Consider the following 16,163-nt stretch of genomic DNA (forward strand, 5'->3'; position numbering starts at 1 on the left):
AAAGAGGAATTTCAACATGAAAGACTACTTAGTAAGAGGAATTGCATATGACGGACAGGTACGTGCGTTTGCAACAAATACAACTGCAACTGTAGGAGAAGCACAACGCCGTCATAATACATGGCCTGTTGTATCTGCTGCGTTAGGCCGTTCAATGACAGCATCTGTAATGATGGGTGCGATGTTAAAAGGTGACGACAAAATTACCGTAAAAATCGAAGGGAACGGTCCAATCGGTCCAATGGTTATCGATGCAGATGCCAAAGGAGATGTGCGTGGCTTCGTTACAAATCCACATGTTCACTTTGAATTAAATGAACAAGGAAAACTGGATGTACGTGCTGGTGTCGGTTCTGAAGGTGCTTTGACAGTTGTTAAAGACTTAGGTTTACGTGATATGTTCTCAGGTCAAACACCGATCGTCTCAGGAGAAATTGCTGAGGACTTCACATATTACTTCGCTACATCTGAACAAGTACCTTCATCAGTAGGTTTAGGTGTGTTAGTAAATCCGGATAATACAATTTTAGCAGCGGGCGGCTTTATTATTCAATTAATGCCAGGCTGTGAAGAAGAAACAATCGAAGCAATTGAAAAGCATTTATCATCAATTGAGCCTGTTTCTAAAATGATTGAAAAAGGATATACACCTGAGCAAATTTTAGAAGCAGTATTAGGCGAAGGCAATGTTCAAATTCTTTCAACAATGCCTGTACAGTTCCAATGTCAATGTTCAAAAGAGCGTTTCGGTGCGGCAATTATCGGTTTAGGTGTCGGTGAAATTCAGGAAATGATTGACGAAGATGGCCAAGCAGAAGCGCAATGCCACTTCTGTTTAGAAACTTATCACTTCGATAAAAGTGAACTTGAAGGCTTTGTGAATGAAATCCAATCGTAATTTACACAAAACACCACAACCACCGCAAAATAATTTACCGTATACACAACGACGCTTAAAAACAAAACCTACGTTGCTGTTATTACTGCTATTGTTAATCGGAAATCTATTTTGGTTTGTGTTATGGGTACTCCCATCTGATGAAACAACATCAGAGAAAGAAGACGGCGGCGAAAAAATTGCTGCCGTCGAGGGAGATCCAATTACACGCCAACAATGGCTTGCTGAAATGGAAAACCGTTACGGAAAAGAAACATTGCAGAGTTTAGTAAATGAAGCTGTTATGGAAAAAGCGGCGGAAAAATATAAACTCGATGTAAAAGAGGAAGAGATTGATTTAGAAATAGCCTTATTACGTTCGGCACAAGATTCAAATGATTCAACTCTACATAGTTTATCCCCAGAGCAACTGCGTCAAAAAATGCGTGCTCAGCTCATCTTAGATAAAGTACTGACAAATGATATTGTAGTAAAAGAGAATGAAGCTAAAAAGTATTACGAAGATAATAAGTCGATCTATAATATTCCAACTACACACCGAACAAGTATCATTATCGTGAATTCAAAAGAGGATGCGGAACGGGTGGAAAAAGAGCTGAAGGACGGCTCTGATTTTGCGGTTCTGGCACGCGAGCATTCATTGGATACAGCATCGGCAAGTTTAGGTGGAGACATTGGCTTTATTTCATCAAGTCAATCGGCAGTGGATCCTGCCATTTTACCAGAAGTGGAAAAGCTGAAGGAAAAGGAAACTTCCAAACCTTTTGTATTAAGCGATGGGCGCTATGCAATCGTCAAGGTTACTGAGAACATGGAAGGGCAGTCATTCAGCTTTGATGAAGTAGAAGGGCATGTGAAACGTCAGCTCGCTTTGGAACAGCTGTCGCCTTCCATTACACCGGAAGCTTTCTGGGCAGAATTTAATGCAACATGGATCTACGGAGAATCTAAAAATTAACACCAGATTTATATGGGCCAGGACAGAAGTTGAAGTTTAAGTGAAAGAGGAACTTTTAACTGTCTTTGCCCTTTTTCCTATTTAATAAGTAAAACTAAATAGTCAGAAATTTTACAAAAATTTCGTTTCAATTAATTGACAAGTACTATGAAAAATTGATAAGATACAAATTAAGTAAAACCTATTGATTTGGTAGGGATTTGGAGAGGAATGGATAAAATGAGTAAATTAGCAAATTCAGTGGCGGACTTAGTAGGTCGCACACCAATCGTAAAATTAAACAATGCAACAAGTGAAAATGAAGGTACAGTTTACGTAAAGCTTGAATACTTTAACCCAGGTTCTTCAGTAAAAGACCGTTTAGCTTTAGCAATGGTTGAAGCAGCAGAAAAAGACGGCACATTAAAGCCAGGCGGTACAATCATCGAGCCAACTTCTGGTAACACAGGGATCGGTTTAGCGATGATTGCTGCAGCAAAAGGCTATAAAGCGATTTTAGTAATGCCAGAAACTATGTCACTAGAGCGTCGCAACCTTTTACGTGCTTATGGTGCTGATTTAGTATTAACACCAGGCCCAGAAGGTATGAAAGGTGCAATTGCAAAAGCAGAAGAATTATCAAAATCAGAAGGCTACTTCTTGCCACAACAATTCAAAAACGAAGCAAACGCAGAAATTCACCGTTTAACAACAGGTCCTGAAATTGCGGAAGCATTCGAACAAGAAGGCTTAAAATTAGATGCATTTGTTGCTGGTGTAGGTACTGGCGGTACAATTACTGGTGCAGGTGAAGTACTGAAAAGCAAATTCCCTGAAATTGAAATTATTGCGGTTGAACCTAAAGATTCTCCAATTCTTTCAGGCGGTAACCCTGGTCCACATAAAATTCAAGGTATTGGTGCAGGTTTCATTCCGGACGTATTAAACACAGAAGTATATGATTCTGTATTACCGGTTGAAAACGAAACGGCATTCGAATATGCTCGTAAAGTAGCCCGTGAAGAAGGCATTTTAGCTGGTATTTCTTCAGGTGCAGCAATTTATGCAGCAATCGAAACAGCAAAACGTTTAGGCAAAGGCAAAAACGTATTAGCAATTATCCCATCAAACGGTGAGCGCTACTTATCAACGCCTTTATACCAATTTGAAGATTAATTAAATTTTACCTAAGTGATTTTAAAAGCTATTTTGCGAGTTTAACCTCGTAAAATAGCTTTTTTTCTTAGAAACTGCTAAGTTAAAAATGGATTTTTAAAGTGTTATCGAGTTTAATTAAGAAAAAGGTAAAGCAGGTGTAAATTGATGCAACAACTAGAAACACATACATTTTACATGACAAAAGATGAGTTTTATTATAGTTTCCAGGAACAGACAGCAATGGAAAAACAGCGTGCATTTCTGGAAAGCGGTAGGGGCGGGCATTTTTCAATTGCTGCATGGCAGCCAATTGCAACAGCAAAGTCAGTGGAACACGGTCTGGAACTGAAGTGGAAAAATGGAGAGACAGAACTGAAAACAGGTGAGGCACTGGCGGAATTAGAAAAAGTAATCGCAGAGTATAAGCTTGAAGCGAATCCGAATCTGCCTGATTTCCAAGGTGGAGCAATTGGATTTATTTCGTATGACTATGCTCGCACGATTGAAGTTCTTCCAAATAATGCGGAAGATGACTTACACGTACCGGATCTTTATTTTTATTTGTTTGATCATTGGGCAGTCCGGAATGTCCAAACAGGTGAAGTAACATTGATGAAGTTGTCTACTAGTGAAGTCGATTTACTTTCATGGCAATCGGATTGGCAACAGCATGCCGAATCCGGGTTGGGAAAGCGTCATTTTAATCAGGAAACAGCTAAAAACATGCAGCAGGATGAAGCGGAATTACAAGTTTCCTTCAGTGGGGATGCATTTGAATCTGCTATACATAAAATTCAGCACTATATTGGACAAGGTGATGTGTTCCAGGTGAACTTGTCGGTGCGCCAGGCGAAAAAACTTTCTGCAGCACCGATTGCGATGTATGAGGCAGTTCGTTCGTTTAATCCTTCACCGTATATGGCTTATATTGAAAGTGAGGATTTTGCGGTTGTTAGCGGCTCGCCGGAATTGCTTGTAAAACGTAAAAACAATGAGCTGTCAACAAGACCAATTGCAGGAACACGTCCGCGCGGAGCATCGGAAGAACAGGATGTGGCTTTAGCCAATGAACTGATTGAGCATGAAAAAGAGCGTGCAGAACATGTCATGTTAGTTGATCTAGAGCGCAATGATTTAGGAAGAGTAAGCAAATACGGAACGGTAGAAGTAAATGAGTTTATGGTTATCGAGCATTACTCGCATGTGATGCATATTGTTTCGAATGTGCGCGGGGAAATTGCACAAGGAAAAACAAATGCGGATGTCATTCGGGCAATGTTCCCCGGTGGTACGATTACAGGGGCACCGAAAATCCGTACGATGGAAATTATTGAAGAGCTGGAGCCGGTACGCCGTGGTCTTTACACAGGATCAATCGGATGGATTGGCTACACAGGTGACTTAGAGCTAAATATCGTTATCCGTACAGCGTATATTCAAGATGGTATTGCGTACATTCAGGCGGGTGCCGGTATTGTCATCGATTCCATACCGGAAAACGAGTATATTGAATCGATGAATAAAGCGAAGGCAATGTGGCAGGCAAAAGCGATGGCAGAAGAGGTGAGCAAATGATTTTAATGATTGATAACTATGATTCGTTTACATATAACTTAGTGCAATACTTCGGTGAATTCGGTCATGAATTGGTCGTAAAGCGCAATGATGAGATTACGGTCGAGGAAATTGAAAAACTTCGGCCAATGATGCTTGTCATCTCACCAGGGCCGTGTACACCAAACGATGCCGGAGAAAGTCTCCGTATCATCGAACATTTCACAGGCAAGCTTCCGATTTTAGGTGTGTGCTTAGGTCATCAGGCGATTGCACAAGTATTTGGCGGCGATGTTGTGCGTGCTGAGAGATTGATGCACGGGAAAACTTCCCCTGTTCTTCATAAGGGGATTGGTCTGCATAGAAAAAATGCGAACCCATTTTTTGCAACACGCTACCATTCACTGATTGTAGAACCGACAACTTTACCGGACTGTCTGGAAGTGACTGCTTGGACAGCGGAAGGCGAAATTATGGGGCTGCGACATAAAGAATATCCGATTGAAGGGGTTCAATATCACCCGGAATCAATTATGACCGAAGACGGCAAGCAGCTGTTACGCACATTTATTGAGTCGTATTGTTAGGGGGAAAGGCAATGCTATGTTGGATGAATGGACAGTATATCGATGAACAAGATTTGAAAATTTCTCCGTTTGATCACGGTTTTTTATATGGACTCGGTTTTTTTGAAACATTTCGTACATATGAGGGAAAGGCTGTCTATTTGCATGAACATTTCAGCCGTCTGCTTGAAGCATTAAAAGAATACCGTATTCATTTTCCGTATACGTTACAGAACATAGAAGAGGTCATTGAAAAGCTCAATGCACAGGACGGCAAAGAAGGGTATTTTCGTTTAAATGTATCAGCCGGTGTGCATCCAATTGGACTTGCACCCTCCGAGTATACCGAACCGACCGTTATTCTGTTTCGTAAAGAACTGCCAGAAATGGTACGCGGGACAGAAAAAGAAGCGGTGTGGCTGAAAACAGCCCGTAACTCTCCGGAACAGCAGACCCGCTATAAAAGCCATCACTACGGCAATAATGTACGAGCGCGGTTAGAGTTACCGAGTTTAGCTTCTCAAGAAGGTTTCTTTACCAATCAGAATGGTGTTATCGCAGAAGGCATTACGTCAAATGTCTTTTGGATAAAAGATGGTATACTGTATACGCCTTCTACTAATTTAGGTATTTTACCGGGGATTACACGTAAAAAAGTCATTCAACTCGCTGAAGAACTCCAAATGCCGGTACGAGAAGGCCGCTTTATGGCATGGGAATTGGAACAGGCGGATGAATGCTTTATTACAACAGCTGTACAGGAGCTCGTACCGATTTCCCGTATTGGGGAGGTACGCTTTGCGGGCAGTGAAGGCAGACTTTATAAAAAGTTGCATCAAAAATATTTACAAAAAATTGTTATGTGTTTAGGAGACCGTCATGTTAGAAAACTATAAAGTACTCACATTAAATGGGATCGAACTGGATTTTCGTAAAGAAACATTCGTGATGGGCATTTTAAATGTAACACCGGACTCATTTTCGGATGGCGGCAGGTTCAATTCAGTTGAAAAAGCAGTTGCACAGGCAAAAAAAATGGTGGCAGATGGCGCAAAAATTATCGATGTTGGCGGGGAATCAACACGCCCTGGCTATACACGGATTTCAGATGAGGAAGAAATTGCACGTGTTGTACCGGTAATTCGGGCGCTTTTAAAAGAAGTACCTGCGATTATTTCAATTGATACGTATAAATCAAATGTTGCGCGTGCTGCAATTGAAGCAGGGGCACATATTATTAATGATATATGGGGCGCAAAGGCGGATCCGGAAATGGCAAGTGTCGCGGCAGAACTCGATGTGCCGATTATTTTAATGCATAACAGACTGTCAGATCAGTACGATAACTACTTCAACGAATATATGGCCGATATGCAGGAAAGTATTGCGATTGTAAAAGCAGCAGGTGTACGTGACGAGCATATTTTCCTTGATCCTGGTATCGGTTTTGTGAAAAGTTTAAGTGAAAGTATTGAAACGATGCAGCGCCTTGATGAGCTTGTTGCATTAGGCTATCCAGTATTGCTTGCGACATCACGCAAGCGTATGATCGGATCGATTTTGGAACTACCCGTAGATGACCGAGTGGAAGGGACAGCCGCTACTTGTGCATTTGGTGTCCAAAAGGGCTGCCATATGATGCGTGTTCATGATGTAAAGGAAGTGGCGCGAACAGTGAAGATGATGGATGCGCTTGTAGGGAAATTTGAAGTACAAGGTGAATTGGCACCGAGACATTAAGGAGTTTGCAATGGATTATATTCATTTAAAAGAAATGCAGTTTTTTGGTTATCACGGTGTATTACCGGAAGAAAACGTATTAGGACAACGCTTTCGGGCTAATGTTTCGCTTGCTGTTGATATGAAACGTGCAGGTGAGACGGATGAGCTGGATCAGACGGTTAGCTATGTGGGCGTTTATGATATTTGTAAAGAAGTAATTGAAGGGAAGCCGTTTAAATTGATTGAAGCAGTAGCGCAAAAAGTTGCTTCAAGCATTTTAACGCAATATGAAGGTCAGATTTTTGGGTGCCGCGTCGAAATTATTAAGCCTGACCCTCCAATTCCGGGACATTACAAAGAAGTCGCGGTTGAAATTACAAGAGGACAATTCGTATGATGACGACAGCGTACTTATCGATCGGTACAAATATAGGTGAGCGTGAGCAAAACTTGCAAGACGCAGTAAAGCTGCTCACCGCACATGAGGCGATATCTGTAACAGCGATTTCTTCAATTTATGAAACAGCAGCAGTAGGCTATACAGATCAGGCAGATTTTTTGAATATCGCAGTTGCTCTTGAAACGGAACTCGATGCCTTTGAGCTTCTTGCGGAGTGCCAAAAAATCGAAAATGATCTTGGCCGTGTCCGTGAATTTCGGTGGGGACCACGAATAATCGATTTGGATATTTTGCTGTATGGTCAACAACTGTATGAAACCGAAAAATTAATAATTCCACATCCTCGAATGTACGAACGTGCATTTGTGCTTGTACCGTTAGAAGAGATTATGACGCAAAATTATGATATGCTTGTAGGCGTGCAAAAAGCGTTACATGCACTTGATATAGAGAAAGAAGGCGTCAATCTGTGGAAGAAAATCAATACGGTCGCAGAATTCGTGCCTTTCGAAAACTAAAACGAATTCAGCAAACCGAATTTGCAAAACATATTGGTATATCTGTAACAATTTTAGGGCGAATTGAACGAGGCGAAAAGAAACCCTCTGAAGAACAACTTCAAACAATTGCAGATGTATTACAAATAGATATAAAAGAATTAAAAGGTGAGTAACCGAGTGGAGGGAACAGAAAAGGTGTCAAACATCGACCAAAAGCCATTCCAAATAGGCGATATTATTATGGATAACCGGGTCGTTCTTGCTCCGATGGCAGGAATTTGCAACTCTGCTTTCCGGTTAACGGTAAAAGAGTTTGGAGCGGGGTTAGTCTATGCGGAAATGATCAGCGATAAAGCGTTGAACACCCGCAACAAAAAAACATTGGATATGCTTTATATTGATGAGCGGGAAAACCCGATGACGCTGCAAATTTTTGGAGGAGACAAAGAAAATTTAGTAGAGGCGGCGAAATTTGTAGACAAACATACAACAGCCGACATTATAGATATCAATATGGGTTGTCCTGTAAACAAAATTATTAAATGTGAAGCTGGCGCAAAATGGCTTCTTGATCCGAATAAAATTTACGAAATGGTTTCATCAGTTGTCGATGCAGTTGATAAACCCGTTTCGGTAAAAATGCGTATTGGTTGGGATGAAGAGCGTGTATTCGCTGTGGAAAATGCCCAGGCAGCAGAACGTGCAGGCGCAGCCGCTATCGCGATGCATGGCCGAACTCGTGTGCAAATGTATGAAGGTAAAGCAAACTGGGACGTTTTAGCCGAAGTGAAGAAAAATATTAGCATCCCGTTTATCGCAAATGGAGATGTGGAAACACCGGAAGATGCTAAGCGCATTCTGGAACATACAAAGGCAGATGGGGTCATGATTGGTCGTGCTGCTTTAGGAAATCCATGGATGATCTATCAAACGGTAAAATACTTGGAATCAGGTGTTCAAATTCCAGAGCCTTCAGTTCGTGAAAAAATGGATGTTTGTTTATTGCATTTTGAACGTCTAAAAGCACTTAAAGGTGAAAAAGTGGCGGTTAGAGAAATGCGTAAACATGCATCATGGTACTTAAAAGGTATTCGTGGAAACGGAAAGATCCGTAATGCCATCAATTTAACGGAGACCGAGCAAGAATTACGTATTCTTCTAAACAGTGTTGCAGATGAATACGAAGAAGAAGCAGTAATTGTATAAAAATCATTGAAGGCATCAGACGATGGTGCCTTTTTCTTATGTAAAGAAAAATCACCTGTCATAATTATCTGATATTTAAAATTAATTCGAAACAGGTGAATCAACAAAAGAAATACTGTACAATAGAAACATTATGGACTATTGTGCCGTTTTGGAGCGCAAAAACATTAAGGAGTGAAATACGTGTCAAATATCGAAGAATTAAACGACCAACTTTTGGTGAGACGCCAGAAGATGACAGATATTCGTGAAAACGGTATGGACCCATTCGGCAGCCGTTTTGAACGCACACATTTATCGAACGAAGTTATTGCAGAAAATGAGCAATTTAATAAAGAACAGTTAGAAGAAAATCCACGTGAAGTAGTAATCGCCGGACGTATTATGACAAAGCGCGGTAAAGGTAAAGCAGGTTTTGCGCATATCCAGGACTTAGCAGGCCAAATCCAAATTTATGTACGTAAAGATGCAATTGGTGAAGAAGCATATGAATTGTTCAACAAAGCAGATCTTGGTGATATCGTAGGGGTAAAAGGAAACGTATTCCGTACGCAAGTTGGAGAGTTGTCTGTTAAAGCGACAGAGTTCACTTTCCTAACAAAAGCGTTACGCCCGTTACCCGATAAATTCCACGGTCTGACAGACGTAGAACAACGCTACCGTCAACGCTATGTAGACTTAATGACAAACGACGAATCAAAAACAACATTTATCCAACGTTCAAAAATCATCCGAGCAATCCGCAACTATTTAGATAACAATGGTTATTTGGAAGTGGAAACACCAATGCTGCATACAATTGCAGGTGGTGCTGCGGCTCGCCCGTTCATTACACACCACAATGCGTTGGATATGGAATTATATATGCGTATCGCAATCGAGCTGCATTTAAAACGTTTAATCGTTGGTGGCTTGGAAAAAGTATATGAAATCGGCCGTGTATTCCGTAATGAAGGAATTTCAACTCGTCACAACCCGGAATTCACAATGATTGAATTATATGAAGCGTATGCAGACTACAACGATATTATGGACTTAACAGAAAACCTTATTGCACATGTAGCCCAAGATGTTCTTGGTACGACAACTGTACAATATGGTGAAGATACAATTGAATTAGGTGTTGGCTGGAAACGTGTGCATATGGTAGATGCAGTTAAAGAAGCAACGGGTGTAGACTTCTGGGCTCCGATGACTGTAGAAGAAGCACGTAAACATGCTGCTGAACACGGCGTGGAAATTAAAGATGCACATGAAGTAGGTCACATCATCAATGAATTCTTTGAGCAAAAAGTAGAAGAAACATTAGTACAACCTACATTCGTAACAGGTCACCCTGTGGAAATTTCTCCGTTAGCGAAGAAAAATCCTGAAGATCCACGCTTCACAGATCGTTTTGAGCTATTCATTGTTCGTCGTGAGCACGCTAATGCATTCACAGAATTAAATGATCCAATCGATCAACGCGAGCGCTTTGAAGCCCAAATGGCCGAAAAAGAGGCAGGAAATGACGAAGCACATGAAATGGATAATGACTTCATCGAAGCATTAGAATACGGTATGCCGCCAACAGGTGGTTTAGGTATCGGTATCGACCGCTTAGTAATGTTATTAACGAACTCACCATCAATTCGTGATGTATTGTTATTCCCGACAATGCGCCATACAACAAAATAAGTTTAGTTTAATTAGGGCCTTGCGCTATTCGCAAGGCTCTTTTCTTTATTATAGGAAGATGAGAGTGGCTGCTTGGCAGAGGTGAACGATGGGAGTCACGGCGTATAAATTATTACTGGGGGATTATACAGATGTATTGTGGGAAGAATGGTCATTCCTTTCTATATATTGGAGTGGATATAGGAGAAACAATAAATATTATAAAAAAATATAATATTTTTTAAAATAACTATTGCAATATAATTGTAGGGGTGGTATATTATTTCTTGTCGCTAAAACGCGGCGCACTAAACTACAAAGTTCTTTACTTTTCGACTTTAGAGTGGTAAAGTGTAAGAGTTACCGAATTTACAGTGATTATGAGTTTGAAACTTTTTTGAAAAAGTTGTTGACAAATGATTCGTGAAAATGGTAAGATATAAAAGTTGTCACAAAGACAACGCAATGAACCTTGAAAACTGAACAAGCAACGTTAATGAAACAAGCTTCTTAAATGAAGCAAACAATAGATTTCAACTTCTAACGAAGTTGGATCGCTAGCAAAGCAAATGAGCTTTCAAACTACTTTTATGGAGAGTTTGATCCTGGCTCAGGACGAACGCTGGCGGCGTGCCTAATACATGCAAGTCGAGCGGAAATTTTATTGGTGCTTGCACCTTTAAAATTTTAGCGGCGGACGGGTGAGTAACACGTGGGTAACCTACCTTATAGATTGGGATAACTCCGGGAAACCGGGGCTAATACCGAATAATACTTTTTAACACATGTTTGAAAGTTGAAAGACGGTTTCGGCTGTCACTATAAGATGGACCCGCGGCGCATTAGCTAGTTGGTGAGGTAACGGCTCACCAAGGCAACGATGCGTAGCCGACCTGAGAGGGTGATCGGCCACACTGGGACTGAGACACGGCCCAGACTCCTACGGGAGGCAGCAGTAGGGAATCTTCCACAATGGACGAAAGTCTGATGGAGCAACGCCGCGTGAGTGAAGAAGGATTTCGGTTCGTAAAACTCTGTTGCAAGGGAAGAACAAGTAGCGTAGTAACTGGCGCTACCTTGACGGTACCTTGTTAGAAAGCCACGGCTAACTACGTGCCAGCAGCCGCGGTAATACGTAGGTGGCAAGCGTTGTCCGGAATTATTGGGCGTAAAGCGCGCGCAGGTGGTTCCTTAAGTCTGATGTGAAAGCCCCCGGCTCAACCGGGGAGGGTCATTGGAAACTGGGGAACTTGAGTGCAGAAGAGGATAGTGGAATTCCAAGTGTAGCGGTGAAATGCGTAGAGATTTGGAGGAACACCAGTGGCGAAGGCGACTGTCTGGTCTGTAACTGACACTGAGGCGCGAAAGCGTGGGGAGCAAACAGGATTAGATACCCTGGTAGTCCACGCCGTAAACGATGAGTGCTAAGTGTTGGGGGGTTTCCGCCCCTCAGTGCTGCAGCTAACGCATTAAGCACTCCGCCTGGGGAGTACGGTCGCAAGACTGAAACTCAAAGGAATTGACGGGGGCCCGCACAAGCGGTGGAGCATGTGGTTTAATTCGAAGCAACGCGAAGAACCTTACCAGGTCTTGACATCCCGGTGACCACTATGGAGACATAGTTTCCCCTTCGGGGGCAACGGTGACAGGTGGTGCATGGTTGTCGTCAGCTCGTGTCGTGAGATGTTGGGTTAAGTCCCGCAACGAGCGCAACCCTTATTCTTAGTTGCCATCATTCAGTTGGGCACTCTAAGGAGACTGCCGGTGATAAACCGGAGGAAGGTGGGGATGACGTCAAATCATCATGCCCCTTATGACCTGGGCTACACACGTGCTACAATGGACGGTACAAACGGTTGCCAACCCGCGAGGGGGAGCTAATCCGATAAAACCGTTCTCAGTTCGGATTGTAGGCTGCAACTCGCCTACATGAAGCCGGAATCGCTAGTAATCGCGGATCAGCATGCCGCGGTGAATACGTTCCCGGGCCTTGTACACACCGCCCGTCACACCACGAGAGTTTGTAACACCCGAAGTCGGTGAGGTAACCTTTATGGAGCCAGCCGCCGAAGGTGGGATAGATGATTGGGGTGAAGTCGTAACAAGGTAGCCGTATCGGAAGGTGCGGCTGGATCACCTCCTTTCTAAGGATTTTTCGGAATCATTCCTTCGGGGAATGAAACATTAACGGTTGCTGTTCAGTTTTGAAGGTTCATTCTTAAATGAATGAAATACTTCAAAACACTTCGTTCTTTGAAAACTGGATAAAACGACATTGAAAGCAATAAATCAAATTTCTATTTTATAGATTTTTAAACAAGTCAAGCAATTGACGTGTAAACTTAAATCTTAGATCTCTGATCTAAGTGTTAACTTTTGGTTAAGTTAATAAGGGCGCACGGTGGATGCCTTGGCACTAGGAGTCGATGAAGGACGGCACTAACACCGATATGCCTCGGGGAGCTGTAAGTAAGCTTTGATCCGGGGATTTCCGAATGGGGGAACCCACTATCTTTAATCGGATAGTATCTTCACGTGAATTCATAGCGTGTTGAAGACAGACGCAGGGAACTGAAACATCTAAGTACCTGCAGGAACAGAAAGAAAATTCGATTCCCTGAGTAGCGGCGAGCGAAACGGGAAGAGCCCAAACCAAAGAGCTTGCTCTTTGGGGTTGTAGGACACTCTATACGGAGTTACAAAAGAATGAATTAGACGAAGCGACTTGGAAAGGTCCGCGAAACAAGGTAAAAGCCCTGTAGTCAAAAGTTTATTCCCTCCAGAGTGGATCCTGAGTACGGCGGAACACGTGAAATTCCGTCGGAATCCGGGAGGACCATCTCCCAAGGCTAAATACTACCTAGTGACCGATAGTGAACCAGTACCGTGAGGGAAAGGTGAAAAGCACCCCGGAAGGGGAGTGAAATAGATCCTGAAACCGTGTGCCTACAAGTAGTTAGAGCCCGTTAATGGGTGATAGCGTGCCTTTTGTAGAATGAACCGGCGAGTTACGATTACGTGCGAGGTTAAGTTGAGAAGACGGAGCCGCAGCGAAAGCGAGTCTGAATAGGGCGAATTAGTACGTGGTCGTAGACCCGAAACCAGGTGATCTACCCATGTCCAGGGTGAAGGTGAGGTAACACTCACTGGAGGCCCGAACCCACGCACGTTGAAAAGTGCGGGGATGAGGTGTGGGTAGCGGAGAAATTCCAATCGAACCTGGAGATAGCTGGTTCTCTCCGAAATAGCTTTAGGGCTAGCCTCGTGATTGAGAATACCGGAGGTAGAGCACTGTTTGGACTAGGGGGGCATCTCGCTTTACCGAATTCAGACAAACTCCGAATGCCGGATATTTATACACGGGAGTCAGACTGCGAGTGATAAGATCCGTAGTCAAGAGGGAAACAGCCCAGACCACCAGCTAAGGTCCCCAAGTAATCGTTAAGTGGAAAAGGATGTGGCGTTGCTTAGACAACCAGGATGTTGGCTTAGAAGCAGCCATCATTTAAAGAGTGCGTAATAGCTCACTGGTCGAGTGACGCTGCGCCGAAAATGTATCGGGGCTAAACGATTCACCGAAGCTGTGGATGCATACTTTGAGTATGCGTGGTAGGAGAGCGTTCTAACAGCGTTGAAGTCAGACCGGAAGGACTGGTGGAGCGGTTAGAAGTGAGAATGCCGGTATGAGTAGCGAAACATGGGTGAGAATCCCATGCACCGTATGACTAAGGTTTCCTGAGGAAGGCTCGTCCGCTCAGGGTTAGTCGGGACCTAAGCCGAGGCCGATAGGCGTAGGCGATGGACAACAGGTTGATATTCCTGTACCACCTCCTCACCGTTTGAGAAATGGGGGGACGCAGTAGGATAGGGTAAGCACGCCGTTGGTTGCGCGTGTTCAAGCAGTAAGGCGTGTATGTAGGCAAATCCGCATACTTTAACGTTGAGCTGTGATGACGAGCTCGTATGAGCGAAGTTCCTGATTTCACACTGCCAAGAAAAGCCTCTATCGAGGTGAGAGGTGCCCGTACCGCAAACCGACACAGGTAGTCGAGGAGAGAATCCTAAGGTGTGCGAGAGAACTCTCGTTAAGGAACTCGGCAAAATGACCCCGTAACTTCGGGAGAAGGGGTGCTTCTTTGGGTGCATAGCCTAGAGAAGCCGCAGTGAATAGGCCCAGGCGACTGTTTAGCAAAAACACAGGTCTCTGCAAAACCGTAAGGTGACGTATAGGGGCTGACGCCTGCCCGGTGCTGGAAGGTTAAGAGGAGCGGTTAGCGCAAGCGAAGCTGTGAATTGAAGCCCCAGTAAACGGCGGCCGTAACTATAACGGTCCTAAGGTAGCGAAATTCCTTGTCGGGTAAGTTCCGACCCGCACGAAAGGCGTAACGATCTGGGCACTGTCTCAACGAGAGACTCGGTGAAATTATAGTACCTGTGAAGATGCAGGTTACCCGCGACAGGACGGAAAGACCCCGTGGAGCTTTACTGTAGCCTGATATTGAATTTTGGTACAACTTGTACAGGATAGGTAGGAGCCAGAGATCTCGGAGCGCCAGCTTCGAAGGAGGCGTCGGTGGGATACTACCCTGGTTGTATTGAACTTCTAACCCATGCCCCTTAGCGGGGTAGGAGACAGTGTCAGGCGGACAGTTTGACTGGGGCGGTCGCCTCCTAAAGAGTAACGGAGGCGCCCAAAGGTTCCCTCAGAATGGTTGGAAATCATTCGTAGAGTGTAAAGGCATAAGGGAGCTTGACTGCGAGACCTACAAGTCGAGCAGGGTCGAAAGACGGGCTTAGTGATCCGGTGGTTCCGCATGGAAGGGCCATCGCTCAACGGATAAAAGCTACCCCGGGGATAACAGGCTTATCTCCCCCAAGAGTCCACATCGACGGGGAGGTTTGGCACCTCGATGTCGGCTCATCGCATCCTGGGGCTGTAGTCGGTCCCAAGGGTTGGGCTGTTCGCCCATTAAAGCGGTACGCGAGCTGGGTTCAGAACGTCGTGAGACAGTTCGGTCCCTATCCGTCGTGGGCGTAGGAAATTTGAGAGGAGCTGTCCTTAGTACGAGAGGACCGGGATGGACATACCGCTGGTGTACCAGTTGTCTTGCCAAAGGCATCGCTGGGTAGCTATGTATGGACGGGATAAGTGCTGAAAGCATCTAAGCATGAAGCCCCCCTCAAGATGAGATTTCCCATTACGCAAGTAAGTAAGACCCCTGAAAGACGATCAGGTAGATAGGTTCGAGGTGGAAGTGCGGTGACGCATGCAGCTGACGAATACTAATCGGTCGAGGACTTAACCACATTTTATTGCACAAATTCAATGAAACGTTTATCCGGTTTTGAAAGAATGAAATTTATTAAAAAAGTACTTGACGAATAGAAAAAGTATGATATAATGAATAATGTCTTTTAAAGAAAATAGTCTAGTGATGATGGCAAAGAGGTCACACCCGTTCCCATACCGAACACGGAAGTTAAGCTCTTTAGCGCCGATGGTAGTTGGGGGCTTCCCCCTGTGAGAGTAGGACGTCGCTTCGCTAGAATATTGGAGGATTAGCTC

12 protein-coding genes, 1 tRNA gene and 3 rRNA genes (1 of these 16 only partly in view) are annotated in these 16,163 nt (G+C 43.8%); all 16 read left to right on the forward strand.

Features of this window, described 5'->3' with window-relative positions; translation table 11 throughout:
• Window positions 1-16: 16 nt before the first annotated feature.
• The gene (gene hslO, locus MHB58_RS00540) at window positions 17-898 is read left to right on the forward strand and encodes an Hsp33 family molecular chaperone HslO (RefSeq protein WP_008408253.1); all 882 of its coding nucleotides are present in this window, start codon (window positions 17-19) and stop codon (window positions 896-898) included.
• Complete coding sequence (locus MHB58_RS00545) at window positions 882-1,856, forward strand: peptidyl-prolyl cis-trans isomerase (RefSeq protein WP_339263468.1); 975 nt, start codon at window positions 882-884, stop codon at window positions 1,854-1,856. The genes hslO and MHB58_RS00545 overlap by 17 nt, the downstream gene beginning before the upstream one ends.
• Window positions 1,857-2,075: 219 nt before the next feature.
• Complete coding sequence (cysK, locus tag MHB58_RS00550) at window positions 2,076-3,011, forward strand: cysteine synthase A (RefSeq protein WP_008408251.1); 936 nt, start codon at window positions 2,076-2,078, stop codon at window positions 3,009-3,011.
• Between the two features lie 147 nt (window positions 3,012-3,158).
• A complete protein-coding gene (locus tag MHB58_RS00555) occupies window positions 3,159-4,568 on the forward strand; it encodes an anthranilate synthase component I family protein (protein WP_340734501.1) in 1,410 nt (469 codons plus the stop codon).
• On the forward strand, window positions 4,565-5,134 hold the full coding sequence (gene pabA / locus MHB58_RS00560) for an aminodeoxychorismate/anthranilate synthase component II (protein WP_340734502.1): 570 nt from the start codon (window positions 4,565-4,567) through the stop codon (window positions 5,132-5,134). Before MHB58_RS00555 ends, pabA begins: the two co-directional genes overlap by 4 nt.
• 11 nt (window positions 5,135-5,145) lie before the next feature.
• Window positions 5,146-6,009 (forward strand): aminodeoxychorismate lyase, encoded by an 864-nt coding sequence (gene pabC / locus MHB58_RS00565; protein ID WP_340734503.1) that lies wholly within the window; start codon window positions 5,146-5,148, stop codon window positions 6,007-6,009.
• The gene (folP, locus tag MHB58_RS00570; RefSeq protein ID WP_340734504.1) at window positions 5,993-6,853 is read left to right on the forward strand and encodes a dihydropteroate synthase; all 861 of its coding nucleotides are present in this window, start codon (window positions 5,993-5,995) and stop codon (window positions 6,851-6,853) included. The genes pabC and folP overlap by 17 nt, the downstream gene beginning before the upstream one ends.
• Window positions 6,854-6,863: 10 nt before the next feature.
• Window positions 6,864-7,232: a dihydroneopterin aldolase gene (gene folB / locus MHB58_RS00575; RefSeq protein WP_340734505.1), complete on the forward strand. Its 369-nt coding sequence runs from the start codon at window positions 6,864-6,866 to the stop codon at window positions 7,230-7,232.
• The gene (folK, locus tag MHB58_RS00580; protein ID WP_065216282.1) at window positions 7,229-7,753 is read left to right on the forward strand and encodes a 2-amino-4-hydroxy-6-hydroxymethyldihydropteridine diphosphokinase; all 525 of its coding nucleotides are present in this window, start codon (window positions 7,229-7,231) and stop codon (window positions 7,751-7,753) included. The genes folB and folK overlap by 4 nt, the downstream gene beginning before the upstream one ends.
• The gene (locus tag MHB58_RS00585) at window positions 7,705-7,908 is read left to right on the forward strand and encodes a helix-turn-helix domain-containing protein (protein WP_008408244.1); all 204 of its coding nucleotides are present in this window, start codon (window positions 7,705-7,707) and stop codon (window positions 7,906-7,908) included. Before folK ends, MHB58_RS00585 begins: the two co-directional genes overlap by 49 nt.
• 22 nt (window positions 7,909-7,930) lie before the next feature.
• Window positions 7,931-8,941 carry a tRNA dihydrouridine synthase DusB gene (dusB, locus tag MHB58_RS00590; RefSeq protein ID WP_340734506.1) on the forward strand — a complete coding sequence of 337 codons (1,011 nt, stop codon included), beginning with the start codon at window positions 7,931-7,933 and terminating at the stop codon, window positions 8,939-8,941.
• Window positions 8,942-9,115: 174 nt separating this feature from the next.
• Entirely contained in the window at window positions 9,116-10,618 is a 1,503-nt protein-coding gene (gene lysS / locus MHB58_RS00595) for a lysine--tRNA ligase (RefSeq protein ID WP_340734507.1), read from the forward strand.
• A 566-nt stretch (window positions 10,619-11,184) separates the two neighbouring features.
• Window positions 11,185-12,741 (forward strand): 16S ribosomal RNA (locus tag MHB58_RS00600).
• 234 nt (window positions 12,742-12,975) lie between these two features.
• Window positions 12,976-15,904, forward strand: a 23S ribosomal RNA gene (locus MHB58_RS00605).
• 121 nt (window positions 15,905-16,025) lie between these two features.
• Window positions 16,026-16,141 (forward strand): 5S ribosomal RNA (gene rrf / locus MHB58_RS00610).
• The 16S, 23S and 5S rRNA genes sit together here with 1 tRNA gene alongside, the layout of an rRNA operon.
• A 9-nt stretch (window positions 16,142-16,150) precedes the next feature.
• Window positions 16,151-16,163, forward strand: a tRNA-Val gene (locus tag MHB58_RS00615); it runs 63 nt beyond the window's last position.

Origin of the sequence: Solibacillus sp. FSL K6-1554, from assembly GCF_038005185.1 — a bacterium.
Lineage (GTDB): Bacteria > Bacillota > Bacilli > Bacillales_A > Planococcaceae > Solibacillus > Solibacillus silvestris.